This window comes from Methylobacterium sp. Leaf100 (assembly GCF_001422845.1).
Lineage (GTDB): Bacteria > Pseudomonadota > Alphaproteobacteria > Rhizobiales > Beijerinckiaceae > Methylobacterium.
This window is the reverse complement of the sequence record NZ_LMMW01000001.1, coordinates 460,279-475,994: the sequence shown is the minus strand read 5'-3', so window position 1 is coordinate 475,994 and position 15,716 is coordinate 460,279. Positions and strand designations below refer to the sequence as shown.

Genomic DNA, 15,716 nt, shown 5'->3' with positions numbered 1-15,716 from the left:
TGGCAGTTTCCGGATTGGCAGTTTCATTGCGTCGCGGTGAGACTGCCCCTTGAGCCCGCGTGAGACGCTCCGTGCCGCAAACGCCCAGCCCCGACCTGCACGCTGTCGTGCGGGAGATCGCCGAGGAGATGCGGGTCCGGCCCGACCGGGGCGAGATGGCGACCTACATTCCCGAACTCGCCCGCGTCGACGCCGGCGCCTTCGGCCTCGTCGTCATCGATGCCGACGGCACCGTCGCGTCCGGCGGCGATGCCGACGTGGCGTTCTCGATCCAGAGCATCTCGAAGGTGTTCACCCTGACCCTGGCCCTCGGCATGGTCGGGGACCGCCTGTGGCGCCGGGTCGGGCGCGAGCCTTCGGGCAGCCCGTTCAACTCCATCGTCCAGTTGGAGCGCGAGCGTGGCATTCCGCGCAATCCCTTCATCAATGCGGGCGCCATCGCGGTCACCGACGTGATCCTGTCGGGACATCAGCCGCGGGAGGCCTTGGGCGAGATCCTGCGTTTCATGCAGTTCCTGGCCGAAGATCCGAGCATCGCCATCGACGAGGCCGTGGCGGCTTCCGAGCTACGCACGGGTTTCCGCAACGTAGCGCTCGCCAATTACATGAAATCCTTCGGCGTCCTCGACAACCCAGTGGATTTCACCCTCGGCGTCTACTTCCATCACTGCGCCATCAGCATGACCTGCCGACAGCTCGCCACGGCGGGGCGCTTCCTCGTGCATTCGGGGCGGACACCCTCGACGGGTCATTCCGTCGTTTCGGCCGAACGGGCGCGCCGCATCAATGCGGTGATGCTCACCTGCGGGCATTACGACGGTTCGGGCGAGTTCGCCTACCGCGTCGGCCTGCCCGGCAAGAGCGGGGTCGGCGGCGGTATCCTGGCCGTGGCGCCGGGGCGTGCCTCCATCGCCGTGTGGTCGCCCGGCCTCGACGCCTCGGGCAATTCCCACCTCGGCCGGATCGCCCTCGAAGCGCTCACCAAGCGCCTCGGCTGGTCGATCTTCGGCGTCTGATCGGGCACTACGGTGTCCGGGTCTGGTCCGTGTCTGGTCAGGCCTTGCGGGAACGGTCCGAATCCAGCAGCGCGGCTTCGTGATAACCGCAATCGACGTACGTGGCAGGCGACTGCATCGGCTTGGCATCGACAGGCGAGCGGCCAGAATCCCGGCGCTCCGTTCCGAGGCGTCCCCCGACGGGGAAGGCATAGATCTTCGCGGTTTCACGGGTGGCGGAGGGCGTCATGGAATGGGATCTCCTTCGGAGCGAGGCTGGTGGCGCCGCTCGATCACTGTCCGCAATATAGCTCCTTCGCCGCGGAATTGCGCGGCCTGTCGCGAATAAAAGCATTGTTTGCCGGAAATATGCGCAACGGCAGGATTGCAAAAACAGCGAGCAATATTGTTCGCCCAAAGTTCACGGCGGGTCCGGGCTAGATTTTCGCGGGCCTGTCGGCTCGCGTTACTGGCGAATGATTGCCCAAGAACATGGCATGGACACGGTATGATGAATAAATCAGCAATCTGAATAAAATTTGTGCAGAAGCTGCCCGTCCCTGAGAGAAGCAAAGGCGGGGCGGGCTTCACGTCGCTCGTGTTGCTGCGAACGTGAATTGGCATAGCAAATGCTTTTGCGAGGGCGGCAGTTCCCTGGGGCGGCCGACGGTCCGCGCTTGCCGGTGGTCCGCACCGCGAACGGAAGAGAGACTTCACGATGACGAAGTACAAGCTCGAGTACATCTGGCTGGACGGCTATACGCCCGTCCCCAACCTGCGCGGCAAAACGCAGATCAAGGAATTCGACGGCTTCCCGACCCTCGAGCAGCTTCCCATGTGGGGCTTCGACGGCAGCTCGACCATGCAGGCCGAGGGCGGATCCTCCGACTGCATGCTGAAGCCCGTGCGCCACTTCCCCGACACGACCCGCAAGAACGGCGTCCTGGTGATGTGCGAAGTGATGATGCCCGACGGCGTCACCCCGCACGCCTCCAACAAGCGCGCCACCATCCTGGACGACGACGGCGCCTGGTTCGGCTTCGAGCAGGAGTACTTCTTCTACAAGGACGGCCGTCCGCTCGGCTTCCCCACCGCCGGCTACCCCGCGCCCCAGGGCCCGTACTATTGCGGCGTCGGCTACAAGGAAGTCGGCTCCATCGCCCGCAAGATCGTCGAGGAACACCTCGACCTCTGCCTCGACGCCGGCATCAACCACGAGGGCATCAACGCCGAGGTGGCCAAGGGCCAGTGGGAGTTCCAGATCTTCGGCAAAGGCTCCAAGAAGGCCGCCGACGAGATGTGGGTCGCCCGCTACATTCTCCAGCGCCTGTGCGAGAGCTACGAGATCGACGTCGAGTACCATTGTAAGCCGCTGGGTGCGACCGACTGGAACGGCTCGGGCATGCATGCCAACTTCTCGACGGAGCACCTGCGGACCGTGGGCGGCAAGGCCTACTTCGAGGCGCTCATGGCCGCCTTCAAGGACAACCTCGACGACCACATCGCCGTCTACGGCCCCGACAACCACATGCGCCTGACGGGCAAGCACGAAACCGCGGCCATCAACGAGTTCAGCTACGGCGTCGCCGACCGCGGCGCCTCGATCCGCGTGCCGCACAGCTTCGTCAACAACGCGTACAAGGGCTACCTGGAGGACCGCCGTCCCAACAGCCAGGGGGACCCCTACCAGATCGCGTCGCAGATCCTGAAGACCGTTGCCTCCGTGCCCACGGCCGCCGGGGTTTCCGCCGCCGCCTGACGCCTGCCCGATCCGGGACGCCTTTCCCGTCCCTCATGCCGAGAACGGCGCGGCCCTCACCGGGGTCGCGCCGTTTCCATGTTCGAAGGGGCGCCGGCCGTGCGCCGATGGATCGGCCGGACCGGGTTTGGAGAAACCCCTCGTTCACGGTATGTGCCTAACGCTCGACGCTGGCGCCCTCCGCGCCCCAGGGCTCCGACGCAATGACCGCTCCCGTCCGCATCCTCGGTATCGATCCCGGACTGCGCCGCACCGGCTGGGGCGTGATCACCGTCACGGGCACGAAGCTCGCCTATGTCGATTGCGGCGTGGTGACCTCGGACGGTGAGCTTCCACTGGCCCTGCGCTTGCGCGAACTGCACGAAGGCATCACCCGTGTGGTGCGGGGCTTCGCGCCCGACGAGGTCGCCGTGGAGGAGACCTTCGTCAACAAGGACGCCCAGGCGACGCTGAAGCTCGGCCATGCCCGCGCCGTCGCCCTGCTGGTGCCGGCGCTCGCCGGCCTGCCCGTGTCCGAATACGCCGCCAACCTCGTGAAGAAGACGGTCTGCGGCGCCGGCCATGCCGACAAGGTCCAGATCCAGGCGATGGTGAAGTTCCTGATGCCGAAGGCCGAGTTCAAGACCGCGGATGCCGCCGACGCCCTCGCCATCGCCGTCACCCACGCCAACCATCGCGCCTCGCACGCCCTGAAGAGCCGGCATGCCCCCGTGCCCGGCATGAGCGCGCTTGCGGCCTCCCGCATCGCCGCGGCCTTGGCCAAGGCGGGTTGATCGCCGTTCGCCGTCCGGTTCGTATCGCGTCGGGAATCGTGATTCCGGGGAGAAAAGACCGGCTTGGGGAAGAGTTGCTACAATTCTTCCTATCCCACGAGAGCGATCGAAAGACTCGCGATCCCACGATGCCCGAGGGCGGCACAAGTGAGATCGATGAGCCAACAGCACGCAAAACCCCATCATCACAAGGTGGTCGTTCCGGCCCTGTGCTGGGGGCGGGGACGCTCCGAGTTCTATGCGGTGACGGATATCGTCTCCCCGGACGGCATTCGTTTTCGTTCCGCCACAAAGCCCCTCGTCGACGAAGAACTGACCTGCAACATCCGCCATATCGGCACCGTCGAAACCCGCGTGGTGAGTATCGGCGATCGGGCCTTCATCGTGCGCGTTCTCGCGCGAATGCAGGCTATGGCGAGCGTCGCGCGCGAATTACGCCAGCTGTCCGAGCAACAGGAGGCGCCCGTCCCCGTGCGCGTCCATCCCCGCGTGACGCCCCTGGAAACGGACGTGACCATCGAGCTCACCGATGGCCGGGTCCTGCCGGCCAAGCTCCTCAACGTCTCGGCATCCGGCGTCGCCTTCACCCTCGATGCACAGATCGACATCGGCGCATCCATCACCATCGGCCGGACGGCGGCCCGCGTCGCCCGCCATTTCGACCACGGCATCGGTGCGGTGTTCGACCGGGCGTTCGCGCCCCAGGCCGTCGACCGGCACATCACCCTGTGAGCCTTGCCGGCCTCGTCCGGTACCCGGTTCGGCCGAAATTCAGGGCACGGCCTTGAACTCGCCTTCCAGGCGCAGGGTCACCTCGTCGCCCACCATCGGCAGGTAGGCGGTGATGCCGAACTCCGAGCGCTTGATCACCGCCCTTCCGTCGAAGCCGACGGTGTAGAGCTTGTCGACGGGGTGAAGCCCGGCCTGGTTGAACGTGGCGTCGAACGAGACCGGCTTGGCGACGCCCTTCAGGGTCAGGGTGCCGTTGACCCGCGCCGTGGTCGGGCTCGTGGGCTCCACGGACGTGCTCACGAAGGTCGCGGTCGGAAATTTCTGCGTGTCGAAGAAGTCCGCGCTCTTCAGATGCGTGTCGAGCCGGTCGTTGAGGCCGGTGATGCTGGGCGTTCCCACCGTGACGCTGAGGCGGCTCTTCTCCGGCGCCTTCGCGTCGAGGCTCGCGTCGGCCGCCACGTCGGTGATCTGGCCGTAATAGGTCGAGAAGCCGAGATGGCTCAGGGACCACGTGATCTTGCCGTGGGCCGGATCGAGCTTGTAGCCCCCCGGTCGCACCTGCGTCGGGTCGGTGGTCGGCGAAGGGGGTGCCGGGTCCTGCGCATGGGCGAGCCCCGGCAGCGCCAGGACGAGAACGGTGGTACTGCGCAGCACGACGGCGCGCAGGCCCGTTCGCACAGCGATGATGACGGATCCGTGCTTCATGTCGCCCCTCCAATTCCCCGGCCGCCCGGCCCTGTCCCGGGCATCGCGCCGACCCCTCTGATAAGAGACTTCGCATGATCGGCAAGCTGAAGGGCCTCGTGGATTCCTACGGAGAGGATTTCGTGATCCTCGATGTCCAGGGCGTCGGCTACGTGGTGCATTGCTCGGCGCGCACGCTGCAGCGGATGCCCGCCATCGGCGAGGCCGCGCAACTCGCCATCGACACCCATGTTCGCGAGGACATGATCCGCCTCTACGGATTCCGCTCGGACCCGGAACGCGAGTGGTTCCGCCTGCTCCAGACCGTGCAGGGCGTCGGCTCGAAGGTGGCGCTGGGCCTGCTCTCCGTGCTGGAGCCGGAGGCCCTGGCCTCCGCCATTGCGCTCGGGGACAAGACGGCGGTGGCCCGCGCGCCCGGCGTCGGCCCGCGCCTCGCCGCCCGGCTGGTGGCCGAACTCAAGGACAAGGCCCCGGCCTTCGCCCCCATCGATCCATCCGTCATCGCCCTCAACGGTGCCGTTCAGGACCGCTCCGCGCCCCAGCCCGTGGCCGATGCCGTCTCGGCCCTGGTCAACCTCGGCTACGCGCCGGTTCAGGCCTCGGCCGCCATCGCGGCCGTGCTGGCGGGCGCCGGCGAGGGCGCCGAGGCCAAGACCTTGATTCGATTGGGCCTTCGCGAACTTGCCCGCTGAGACGGAGTGGCGAAGGCCCGAGGCCGGACCGAAACCTCGTGAAAAGATGGCTGGCGCGCAACGTAATTGTCCGCTTGACGATGGCCGCCGGAATTGCCAGATCTTCCTTCTAGTACTAAGGTGTTGAAAACAAAGCAGTTTCCAATAATTCTAATGTAGCGTCCAACATGGTGGCCGGGTTGAGATTTTCCCGCCGCCCTCCCCAACGGCACGATGCCCAGCGCGAGTTTCGGTCCCGCATGATCGTCTGTTCCTGCAACGTCCTGTCCGACAACGCGGTCCGTGCCTGCCTCCATCGCGGCCCGGATTGCCCCCGCACGCCGGCCCAGGTCCAGGCCTGCCTCGGCTGCAGTCCGAAATGCGGGCGCTGCGCCCGCACCATACGCTCGATCATGCAGAACACCCTGCAAGCCGCCCTCGAGGAGGCCGGCCATGCGTGTTCGACGACTTGCGCAACGGGCTGTAGTTTGGTCAAGCTCCAAACTGCGGAGGAAGGGATCGCCGCCTGAGCGCCTGTGCGAGGCGCCACGTTCCCTTCCGGCACTGATATGCCTCAAGGGAGAATGGGCGGATGAAGGGTGATGCGAAGGTCGTCGAGTACCTCAATCGGGGGCTGCGCAGCGAACTGACGGCGGTGAGCCAGTACTGGCTCCATTTCCGCATGCTCAACGACTGGGGCTACATCGACTTGGCCAAGTTCTGGCGCAAGGAATCCATCGAAGAGATGCAGCATGCCGATCGCTTCGTCGATCGTATCCTGTTCCTCGACGGCTTTCCCAACCTGCAGGAACTCGATCCCCTGCGGATCGGCCAGAACGTGCAGGAGATCATCGAGTGTGATCTCGCCGCCGAGACCGAGGCGCGCGCCCTCTATCTCGAGGCCGCCAAGTACTGCGATTCGATCAACGACCGGGTGTCGAAGCGCCTGTTCGAGGATCTGGCCGAGGACGAGGAAGGCCATATCGACTTTTTGGAGACCCAGCTCGAGCTGATCTCCCAGGTCGGCCTGCCGCTCTACGCGCAGAAGCACATCGGCGGCCTGGAAGCCATCGCGCCGGAAGCCGAGTGATCTGACGACACGCCGCGGCGCCCAGGGCGCCGCGGTCCTGTTCAAGCCTCAAAAACACCCCAATAGGCTTCGCTCAAGGGCAGGAACGCTTGGATCGCGAAGAGTTCGAGCGTCGCGTCAAGTCCATCGATGACCCGAAAGCCGTTCCAGGCCCCGCCGACCCGGTCGTAAACTTCGATGTGCGGTCGGTCGCGTGCCACGAGGACGTAATGCTGCAGAGCCGGAAGCTGCTGGTGGATTCGCCACTTTTCAAGGCGGTCGCGTGCCTCGGTGCCGGGGGAGAGCACTTCGATCAGCACCGTGGGATTGTCGACCGAAGTGGCGCCTGCTTGGATTCCGCCGCAGACCACGAGAACGTCAGGCAACAACGCGGCGTCGAGGGGGCGGCTCTTTAGATAGAACGTCTCGGCAAACGTCTGGCAGGATGAGCCTTTCGCACGAAAGCCCTGGTGAAGGTGGCTTGCGATGTTCTGCACGATCCGACCGTGCTCCCAGCGTGCGCCGACCATCATGCGGACCACGCGCCCGCCGATCAGCTCCCAGCGCTCGTTGCGCGGCTTGTCGGCCAGCAACTCCTCGAAGTCGTCGAAACCCATCATCTCGAAGTTCGCGAAGGCGTTGCCCATCGTGCGCTTCCCTGGCGGCCACCCGCCGACGCCACGAATGTAGCGCGATCCGCGCCGGTGTGCGACATCGGCCGGGAGAACAGATGCCGGACGCCAGGCCCCGCCGGGCCCCACCGAGAGCCCGTGTGAGCAAGCTTCCCAAATCTCCGAAATCGCCGACCCTCCACCCGCTGCCGGACTCGCTCCTCACACCCGAGCGCCGCGAGGACGATCTCGAATCGTCCATCCGCCCCTTGAGTCTGGCCGAGTTCATCGGCCAGCGCGCGGCGCGCGCCAACATGAGCGTCTTCATCGAATCGGCGAAGAAGACCGGTTCGGCCCTCGATCACGTGCTGTTCGTCGGCCCGCCGGGCCTGGGCAAGACCACCCTGGCGCAGATCGTCGCGCGCGAGCTCGGGGTGAATTTCCGCTCCACCTCCGGGCCGGTCATCGCCAAGGCGGGGGATCTCGCGGCCCAGCTGACGAATCTGGAGGAGCGCGACGTGCTCTTCATCGACGAGATCCACCGCCTCAACCCGGCGGTGGAGGAGATCCTCTATCCCGCCATGGAGGATTACCAGCTCGATCTCATCATCGGCGAGGGGCCGGCGGCGCGCTCGGTGAAGATCGAACTGCCGAAGTTCACCCTCGTGGGGGCGACGACCCGCGCCGGCCTGCTGACCACCCCCTTGCGCGACCGCTTCGGCATCCCGATCCGCCTCGAATTCTACGACGTCGACGAACTCGAACTCATCGTCCGGCGCGGGGCCCGCGTGCTCGGCCTCGGCATGTCGGAGGAGGGCGCCAACGAGATCGCCAAGCGCGCACGCGGCACGCCCCGCATCGCCGGACGCCTGCTGCGGCGCGTGCGCGACTTCGCCATCGTGGCCGACGCGCCCACCGTGACGCGGGCCATCGCCGACAGGGCGCTGCAGCTCCTCGACGTCGACCCCGCCGGCCTCGACGTCATGGACCGCAAATACCTGACGATGATCGCCAAATCCTTCAACGGCGGCCCCGTGGGCATCGAGACCATCGCGGCAGCCCTGTCCGAGCCGCGCGACGCCATCGAGGACATCATCGAGCCCTATCTGATCCAGAAGGGTTTCGTGCAGCGAACCCCGCGCGGGCGCATGCTGACGCCGCACGCGTTCCGCCACATGGGCTTCCCCGAGCCCCGCCGCGATCCGGGCTCGCAGTTCGGCTTGTTTCCCGCAGATCCGGAGGCGTGAAAGAGCCGCTTCGCGCGTCGTCACAGGAGACCCGCCCCTTGAGCGAAATCGATCTCTCCGGCGTCCATCGCCTGCCCGTGCGGGTCTATTACGAGGACACCGATTTCTCCGGCTTCGTCTATCACGCGAGCTATCTGCGCTTCATGGAGCGCGGGCGCACGGAACTGTTGCGGATTCTGGCGGGCGATCAGTCGGACCTGCACCGGGATGCCGCCGGCCTGCACTTCGTCGTGCGCCGGATGGTTCTCGACTTCGCGCGGCCCGCGCGGATGGACGACCTCCTCGACGTGCGGACCTGGACCGCCGCCATGAAGGGCGCCTCCATGCATCTGGCCCAAGAGGTCCGACGCGGGGACGATCTCCTGGTCACGGCCGAAGTGGTGGTGGCCTGCGTGCGGGACGCCCGCGCGATCCGGCTGCCGGACGGACTGCGCGCGGCATTCGGTCGTGCAGCCGGACCTGCTTCCTCAACCAATCCTTAACCCTGACGGGCGCTTAAACTGTCTGACGCAAGGGCACGGTCGCACCGCAACCACGGCGCGGCACGGCCCTTACTTTCGACAGATTCGCGGACCATTGAGCGTTGAAATACCTCAAGGTTCCGGTTGACGCGCGACGACCGGCCACCGGTCCGGCGGCAGTCCCGCCCTGGGGTTTTTCAAGGATCGTGTCATGAACCCAGCCGATGCCATGCAGGCCATGCCGGCCCCCGACATGACCCTGCTGGGCCTGTTCCTGCAGGCCCATTTCGTGGTCAAGGTCGTGATGGTGGGTCTGCTGGGCGCCTCAGTCTGGTGCTGGTCGATCATCGTCGACAAGACCCTGCTGTTCCGCCGGACCAAGGCCGAGATGGATGCCTTCGAGGAGGCGTTCTGGTCCGGGCGTTCCCTCGAGGAGCTCTACCGCTCGTTCAACGACAAGCCGGCCGTCGGGCAGGGCGCCCTGTTCGTGGCCGCCATGCGCGAGTGGAAGCGCTCGTTCGAGGGCTCCGGCCGCCAGATCCAGAGCCTGTCCCAGCGCATCGACAAGGTCCTCGACGTCACCATCCAGCGCGAGGTCGAGCGTCTCGAATCGCGCCTGCTGTTCCTCGCCTCCATCGGCTCGGCCGGCCCGTATATCGGCCTGTTCGGCACGGTCTGGGGCATCATGACGGCGTTCACCTCCATCGCTGCGTCGAAGAACACCTCGCTCGCCGTGGTGGCGCCCGGCATCGCCGAGGCCCTGTTCGCCACCGCCATCGGGCTGTTCGCGGCCATCCCCGCCGTGCTCGCCTACAACAAGCTGCAATCGACGGTATCGAAGCAGCAGTCGCGGCTCGAGGGCTTCGCCGACGAGTTCTCGGCCATCCTTTCCCGCCAGATCGACGAGCGCCTGTCGCTCGTCGCCTGACCCCAGCAGAACCGAGGGACGATCATGGGCATGGCCCACGGCGCGGCACAGGGCGGGGGCGGACGGCGGCGGCGCGGCCGGCGCCAGGGCGCCATCAACGAGATCAACATGACGCCGTTCATCGACGTCGTCCTCGTGCTGCTCATCGTGTTCATGGTGGCGGCGCCGATGATGACAGTCGGCGTGCCCCTGGACCTGCCGCAATCCAAGGCGAGCCCGCTCAACTCCGACACCAAGCCGGTGACGCTCTCCATCCGCCAGACCGGACAGGTGTTCCTCGGCGAGGACGAACTCGGCGACGACAGCATCGTCCCCAAGCTCACCGAGGCCTCGAAGTCCGGCTTCGAGGAGCGCGTCTTCGTGCGCGGCGACAAGCGGGTCGATTACGGCCGGGTCGCCCAGGTGATGGCGATCGTGACCGGCGGCGGCTTCAAGAAGGTCGCCCTCGTCACCGAGCCCGATCAGAAGTAGCGGGCGCGCAGTCGTGAAGCTTCCCTTCAAGCGCAACGAACCGGGCATGTGGATCTCGGCGGGGGTTCACGTCGCCGTGCTGACGGCGGCGATGCTCACCGTCGCGGCCCCGGCCTTGCCCGATGCGCAGGAGGGCGTGCCCGTCGAGGTGATGACCGAGCAGCAATATTCCGAGCTCACCAAGGGCGAGACCGACGCCGACAAGCCCCAGCCGGACGCCAAGCCGCGGGCCGACCGCAAGGCGGACAAGGCCGAGGAACGCGAGCCCGAGAACGCCAAGGTCGATGCCCCGGCCCCCCCGAAGCGCCCCGCCGACATGAAGGTCGCGAGCGCCGAGGAGATGCCGCTGCGCGTCAACGAGCCCGACCCCGACAAAGAGGCCAAGGCGGCAGAAGCCAAGGCTGCCGAAGCCAAGGCTGCGGAGGCGAAGGCCGCGAAGGCGGAAGCGGCCAAGGCCGAAGCCGCCCGCGCCGCCAAGGCCGAGGCTGCGGCGGAGGCAAAAGCCGCCGCCGAAGCGAAAGCCGCCGCGACCGCCAAGGCGGAGGCGAAGGCGGCCGCCGTGAAGCGCGAGCAACTCGCCCAGCTCATCGAGAAGGAAGAGGCCGAGGCCGCCGCCGCCGCCAAGGCGGAGGCAGCCAAGGCCGAAGCCGCCAAAGCCAGGAAGGCCGAGGCCAAGGCCCGCGCCGAAGCGGAGGCCAAGGCCGAGAAGGCGGAAGCCGAAGCCAAGGCGAAGGCCGAAGCGAAGAAGGCCGAAGCCGAGCACCAGAAGGAAGTTGCCGAGGCGAAGGCTGAAGCCGAGGCAGCGGCCAAGGCGGACGCGGCCGCGAAGGCCAAAGCGGAGGCCGCCGCCAAGGCGAAAGCCAAAGCCTTGGCGGATGCGAAGGGCAAGGCCGATGCCGAGGCCAAGGCGAAGAAGCAGGCCGAGCTCGCCGAAAAGTTCAGCGCCGGCGATATTCGCCAACTGCTGGCCTCCAAGGCGCCGTCGCAATCCACCGGCGCCACCGGCCGCGACGTGCAGCGCACGGCCTCCCTCGGGGCGGCCTCGGGCAATTCGCAGCGCTTGTCGCCGTCCCTGCGCGAGGCCCTCGTCGGCATGCTCCAGCAACAGATCGAGCGTTGCTACGTCGCCCCCCCCGGTGCGGCGCAGGGCGTGATCCTGCCGATGCTCGACATCCGCCTGAATCCGGACGGCGGCCTGACGACGGAACCCAAGATCATGCGCGGCGGTGCCAACGCCGTCGATCGCTCCATCGCGGAGGCGGCCCAGCGTGCCGTGCGCCGCTGTGCGCCCTACAAGATCCCCGCCCAGTACGCGCCGTATTACAACGACTGGAAGGCGATCAACGCGGAATTCGAGTTTTCGCGGGTCTGATGCGCCGGCCTCCATCCGCCGATCCGGGCCGTTCCTCGGTGCCGTGAGCCCGCCCGCGCGACATCGCCCTCGCGCATGGCGGTCCCGGCGCCGCCCCGGACAGACACTCCCAGAACTTCGGACATCCCCATGCTCTCAATCCCGCTTCCGCGCCTGGCGCCCCTCCTCGCCGCCCTGGCGTTCGTGCTGTTCGGCTTGACCGGGCCGGCGCGCGCGCAGCTCAACCTGCGCATCGGCGGCGGCGCGTTCCAGCCGATGCCCATCGCGGTGACCGACTTCTCCGGCGATCCGAGCCTCGGACTCCTCGTCTCCAGCGTTGTGACGAACAATCTGCGCCGCTCCGGGTATTTCGTGCCCGTCGAAAAAGCGAAGTTTCCCGAGAGCCCCGGCTTCGATGCGGTGCCGGGCTTCGACAAGTGGCGCACGGCCGGCGTGCAGGCCCTGGTGACGGGCCGGGTCTCGCGCGATCCCTCGGGCAAGCTCAAGGTCGAGTTCCGCCTGTGGGACGTGACTTCGGGCCAGCAGATGACGGGCCAGCAATACGGCGCCGACACCGCCAATGCCCGGCGCACGGGGCACCTGATCTCGGACGCGGTCTACACCAAGATCACCGGCCTCGGCCCCTGGTTCGACAGCCGCATCGCCTTCGTGGACGAGTCCGGCTCGAAGGAGAACCGCCGCAAGCGCCTGATGGTCATGGATCAGGACGGCGCCAACGTGCGTGCGCTGACCAACGGCGACACGGCCGTGGTGGCCCCGCGCTACTCGCCCGCGACCCAGGACATCGCCTTCATGACCCAGGCGACGGGCCAGCCGCCGCGCATCCAGGTGATCAACCTCGAAACCGGCAGCCGCCAGGCGGTGGGCAAGGCCGGCTCCATGAGCACGAGCCCGCGCTTCTCGCCCGACGGCCGACGCTTGGTCATGAGCGTTCAGGAGGGTGGCAACGCCGACATCGTGGTGATGGATCTCGGCTCCAAGGCACAGACGCCGATCACCAACGGCAACGCCATCGACACCTCGCCGACCTTCTCGCCGGACGGCAGCCAGATCGTCTTCGAATCCGATCGCGGCGGCTCGCAGCAGGTCTACGTCATGAGCGCCACGGGCGGAAACCCGACCCGGATCTCGTTCGGCGAAGGTTCGGCGTCGCAGCCGGCCTGGTCGCCACGGGGCGACCTCATCGCCTTCACCCGCCAGCGCAAGGGCGGCTTCGCCATCTGCGTGATGAAGCCGGACGGCTCGGGCGAGCGCGTGCTCACGGAAGGCTTCCACAACGAGGGCCCGACCTTCGCGCCCAACGGTCAGTACGTGCTGTTCTTCCGCGATCCCGGCGGCCAGGGCGGCGGCAAGCTCTACATGGTCGACATCACCGGCAAGGTGGAGCAACCGGTGCCGACGCCGTCCTACGCGTCCGATCCGACGTGGTCGCCGCTGCTGGCGGGCAAGTAGGACCGGGCAAGTCAGGGCTACCAGTCCGGCTCGAGGCGGGGCGGCGCCAAGGCCGTATCCCGTCTCGTGGCGGCGGTCAGCAGCGTGGCCTGCTCGCGCAGGGCGCGCGGCAGGGCGGCCAGGGCCGGATCGTCGAAGCGCAGGTGCGGCAGGCGGCTGGTCACGAGACCCGCGATGAGTTTCGCCTGTGCCTGATCACGCTGCCGCTTGAGTGGCTCGCGGTCCTCGCGGCCCGCGAGCCAGAGCTTGTGGAGGGCGAACGCCCGTGGGTCGGGAACCACCATGGTCAGGGGGTAGCCGCGCGCGTCGATGACCGTTGCCGTGGCCTTTGGACTGCTCACAAGCCAGCCCAACCCCTCGATCTCCACCGCTTCGAGGTCCGTCGCCTCGGTCCCGATCCGGCTTCGCAGTGGCTTGGCCATCCAATCCTTCATCGCCGGCATGATGAGATCGACGAGGTAGCCGTCCCGGTTGACCGCCCGGAACCCGCTCCGCCCCAGGACCTCGAACGAGCGATCGACCTTTCGCAGGAGGCCCACCACACCCGTGGCCGAGACCTCGGGCGCGAGGAGCCGGAGGGAACGCCGCGCGTCGAACAGGAGATCGACATCCGCCGTCGCGAGATGCGCACCGGCGATCTGCACGCCTGCCAGCCGTTCGTAGGCGAACAGGGCATTCGTCCCCACGACCTCGATACCGGCCCCGATGAGCCCGGCTTGGTCCAGGGCGCGAAGGATACGCGCCGCGATCACGGGCAGGCGCCCGAGGTTCAGGGCGCGATTGACCGGCGCCATGGCGTCGAGACGTGCGGTGAGGCCCGCAATCCGCTCCTGTAGCTGCGCCCGTCCCTCATGGAACCCGGTGGCCATCGCCTCCGTCTCGGGTGTGCGCGGCCCGAGGGATTTCCAGGCCTCGTACCGCTTCCGGTAAAGGTAGTCGCGCCCACCCACGGTCTTCCACGACATCGAGCCCCTGTACCGTCGCGCCCACTCGCCCCGCGCCATCGCGAAGCTTGAGAACACTTGGTCGACATCGATGGTCTGCCGTGCCTGATCGCCATTCAAGTCACTGAGGGACATCGGATTATCCCTAAAGCAGGCGTTTACTGCCGCCAGAGGGATAATGACGCAACCCAAGCCGAGAAGCGACTGATTTTGCAGGGATTATCCATATTCCGACGAGAATGGTACGCGGGAGGGATAATCGGCGCCTCACTCCACCGGCAGCAGCCGGTCCCGCGCCTTGAGCGCCGGGAAGATCCGCCCCCAGGCGGCGGCCACAAGCAGCGTCGCGAGGCCGCCGAGCACCACCGCCGGGACGGCACCGATGAGGGCGGCCAGGGTTCCCGATTCGAACTCGCCGAGTTCGTTGGAGGCGCCGATGAAGACGGTGTTCACCGCCGAGACCCGGCCGCGCATGGCGTCGGGCGTCTCGCCCTGGACGAAGGTCTGGCGGACATAGACGCTGATCATGTCGGCGGCCCCCGTCACGAACAGGCAGGCCATGGACAGGGGCAGGGAAGTCGAGAGACCGAAGCCGATCGTGGCGAGGCCGAACACCCCGACGGCCTGGAGCATGCGGAGCCCGGCATGGCGCTGGAGCGGCCGGTAGGCGAGATAGACGGCGATCAGCACGGCCCCGGCCGCCGGCATGCTGCGGAGCGCCCCGAGGCCGAGGGGGCCGACATGCAGCACCTCGGCGGCGAAGATCGGCAGGAGGGCGGTGGCGCCGCCGAGCAGCACCGCCACGAGATCGAGGCTGATGGCGCCGAGCACCACCGGGTGGTCGCGGATGTAGGTGAGGCCGGCCGACAGGGTCGCCCAGGTCACCGGCGGACGTTCGGTGACGGGCGCGGGGCGGAAGCGGATGGCCGCGATGAGGGCGCTCGCGAAGGCGAAGCTGAACGCGGCCGTGCCGAACACCACGGCCGGGCCGAGGACGTAGAGGAGGCCACCCAGTGCCGGCCCGAGGATCGACGCGCTCTGCCACAGCGAGGCGTTCCAAGCGATGGCCGAACCGAACAGGGGGCGCGGCACCAGGGTCGGCAGCAGGGCCTGGAGGGCCGGGTTGGCGAAGGCGCGGCCGGTGCCGATGACCACCACGAGGGCGTAGATCGGCCAGATCGCGCCCGTGCCGTAATGGGCGAAGGCCAGGAGCCCGAGATCGGCCGCCGCCAGGGTGGCGTAGGCCAGGGACGCCACGAGGCGGCGGTCGTAGGTGTCGGCGACATGCCCCGTGACCAGGGCCGAGAGCATGGCGGGCAGAAAGCTCGCCAGCCCCACGAGGCCGAGCGCCAGGGCCGAATGGGTCAGGTCATAGACGAACCAGCCCACCGCGACGGCCTGCATCTGGAAGGCGAGGCCGGTGAGGAAGCGGGCGGCGCCGTACAGGCGAAAGTCGCCGTTGCGGAACACGCTCCAGCGCGGCGCGGAGGGTTCGATCATCGGGTCCGTCGGATCGTCGTCGGGTC

Annotated in this window: 19 protein-coding genes; 14 read left to right on the top strand and 5 right to left on the bottom strand. The window is 67.4% G+C overall.

The genetic code is table 11. The features are described from left to right. Nucleotides 1-71 precede the first annotated feature (71 nt). Nucleotides 72-1,016, top strand: coding sequence for a glutaminase (locus ASF25_RS02265; protein ID WP_280137317.1), 945 nt, complete (start codon nt 72-74; stop codon nt 1,014-1,016). Nucleotides 1,017-1,053: 37 nt separating this feature from the next. Here ASF25_RS02265 and ASF25_RS22480 read toward each other — a convergent pair whose 3' ends face one another. Continuing rightward, nucleotides 1,054-1,245, bottom strand: a complete 192-nt coding sequence (locus tag ASF25_RS22480; RefSeq protein WP_056166471.1) for a DUF2735 domain-containing protein — start codon at nt 1,243-1,245, stop codon at nt 1,054-1,056. A 29-nt stretch (nt 1,246-1,274) separates the two neighbouring features. Here ASF25_RS22480 and ASF25_RS23335 point away from each other — a divergent pair, with 29 nt between their 5' ends. The 4 genes from ASF25_RS23335 to ASF25_RS02245 all read left to right on the top strand — a co-directional run bounded on the left by ASF25_RS23335 (nt 1,275) and on the right by ASF25_RS02245 (nt 4,259). Beyond that, the gene (locus tag ASF25_RS23335; RefSeq protein ID WP_156368827.1) at nt 1,275-1,436 is read left to right on the top strand and encodes a hypothetical protein; all 162 of its coding nucleotides are present in this window, start codon (nt 1,275-1,277) and stop codon (nt 1,434-1,436) included. A gap of 277 nt (nt 1,437-1,713) precedes the next feature. Next, nucleotides 1,714-2,754, top strand: coding sequence for a glutamine synthetase beta-grasp domain-containing protein (locus ASF25_RS02255; protein ID WP_056166474.1), 1,041 nt, complete (start codon nt 1,714-1,716; stop codon nt 2,752-2,754). Between the two features lie 203 nt (nt 2,755-2,957). Then, nucleotides 2,958-3,527, top strand: a complete 570-nt coding sequence (ruvC, locus tag ASF25_RS02250; RefSeq protein WP_056263481.1) for a crossover junction endodeoxyribonuclease RuvC — start codon at nt 2,958-2,960, stop codon at nt 3,525-3,527. A gap of 156 nt (nt 3,528-3,683) precedes the next feature. Beyond that, nucleotides 3,684-4,259 carry a PilZ domain-containing protein gene (locus tag ASF25_RS02245; RefSeq protein WP_056263484.1) on the top strand — a complete coding sequence of 192 codons (576 nt, stop codon included), beginning with the start codon at nt 3,684-3,686 and terminating at the stop codon, nt 4,257-4,259. A 39-nt stretch (nt 4,260-4,298) separates the two neighbouring features. Here the strand turns inward: ASF25_RS02245 and ASF25_RS02240 are convergent, their stop codons facing one another. Then, nucleotides 4,299-4,964, bottom strand: a complete 666-nt coding sequence (locus ASF25_RS02240) for a YceI family protein (protein WP_082478748.1) — start codon at nt 4,962-4,964, stop codon at nt 4,299-4,301. Nucleotides 4,965-5,038: 74 nt separating this feature from the next. Here ASF25_RS02240 and ruvA point away from each other — a divergent pair, with 74 nt between their 5' ends. From ruvA to bfr, 3 genes are all read left to right on the top strand, one after another. Beyond that, nucleotides 5,039-5,656: a Holliday junction branch migration protein RuvA gene (ruvA, locus tag ASF25_RS02235; protein WP_056166485.1), complete on the top strand. Its 618-nt coding sequence runs from the start codon at nt 5,039-5,041 to the stop codon at nt 5,654-5,656. Nucleotides 5,657-5,895: 239 nt separating this feature from the next. Further along, the gene (locus ASF25_RS02230; RefSeq protein ID WP_056302990.1) at nt 5,896-6,165 is read left to right on the top strand and encodes a (2Fe-2S)-binding protein; all 270 of its coding nucleotides are present in this window, start codon (nt 5,896-5,898) and stop codon (nt 6,163-6,165) included. 62 nt (nt 6,166-6,227) lie between these two features. Then, entirely contained in the window at nt 6,228-6,725 is a 498-nt protein-coding gene (bfr, locus tag ASF25_RS02225) for a bacterioferritin (protein ID WP_056166488.1), read from the top strand. Between the two features lie 41 nt (nt 6,726-6,766). Here the strand turns inward: bfr and ASF25_RS02220 are convergent, their stop codons facing one another. Next, entirely contained in the window at nt 6,767-7,351 is a 585-nt protein-coding gene (locus ASF25_RS02220) for a Uma2 family endonuclease (protein WP_056302988.1), read from the bottom strand. 125 nt (nt 7,352-7,476) lie between these two features. Between ASF25_RS02220 and ruvB the strand changes: the two genes are divergently transcribed. The 6 genes from ruvB (at nt 7,477) to tolB (ending at nt 13,246) form a co-directional block, all read left to right on the top strand. After that, nucleotides 7,477-8,562, top strand: coding sequence for a Holliday junction branch migration DNA helicase RuvB (gene ruvB, locus ASF25_RS02215; RefSeq protein ID WP_200918674.1), 1,086 nt, complete (start codon nt 7,477-7,479; stop codon nt 8,560-8,562). 38 nt (nt 8,563-8,600) lie between these two features. Then, nucleotides 8,601-9,044 (top strand): tol-pal system-associated acyl-CoA thioesterase, encoded by a 444-nt coding sequence (gene ybgC / locus ASF25_RS02210; protein WP_056166494.1) that lies wholly within the window; start codon nt 8,601-8,603, stop codon nt 9,042-9,044. Nucleotides 9,045-9,234: 190 nt separating this feature from the next. Continuing rightward, the gene (gene tolQ / locus ASF25_RS02205; RefSeq protein WP_056089202.1) at nt 9,235-9,951 is read left to right on the top strand and encodes a protein TolQ; all 717 of its coding nucleotides are present in this window, start codon (nt 9,235-9,237) and stop codon (nt 9,949-9,951) included. A gap of 24 nt (nt 9,952-9,975) precedes the next feature. After that, on the top strand, nt 9,976-10,422 hold the full coding sequence (locus tag ASF25_RS02200; protein WP_056263490.1) for a biopolymer transporter ExbD: 447 nt from the start codon (nt 9,976-9,978) through the stop codon (nt 10,420-10,422). A 13-nt stretch (nt 10,423-10,435) separates the two neighbouring features. After that, the gene (tolA, locus tag ASF25_RS02195; protein WP_244472866.1) at nt 10,436-11,794 is read left to right on the top strand and encodes a cell envelope integrity protein TolA; all 1,359 of its coding nucleotides are present in this window, start codon (nt 10,436-10,438) and stop codon (nt 11,792-11,794) included. Between the two features lie 129 nt (nt 11,795-11,923). Next, nucleotides 11,924-13,246: a Tol-Pal system beta propeller repeat protein TolB gene (gene tolB / locus ASF25_RS02190; RefSeq protein WP_082478747.1), complete on the top strand. Its 1,323-nt coding sequence runs from the start codon at nt 11,924-11,926 to the stop codon at nt 13,244-13,246. Between the two features lie 17 nt (nt 13,247-13,263). On the opposite strand, the gene ASF25_RS02185 is transcribed toward tolB, so the two are convergent. Together ASF25_RS02185 and ASF25_RS02180 are read right to left on the bottom strand one after the other, a co-directional pair. Next, entirely contained in the window at nt 13,264-14,325 is a 1,062-nt protein-coding gene (locus ASF25_RS02185) for a nucleotidyltransferase domain-containing protein (protein ID WP_056302986.1), read from the bottom strand. A 132-nt stretch (nt 14,326-14,457) separates the two neighbouring features. After that, the gene (locus ASF25_RS02180) at nt 14,458-15,690 is read right to left on the bottom strand and encodes an MFS transporter (protein WP_056302984.1); all 1,233 of its coding nucleotides are present in this window, start codon (nt 15,688-15,690) and stop codon (nt 14,458-14,460) included. Between the last annotated feature and the right edge of the window lie 26 nt (nt 15,691-15,716).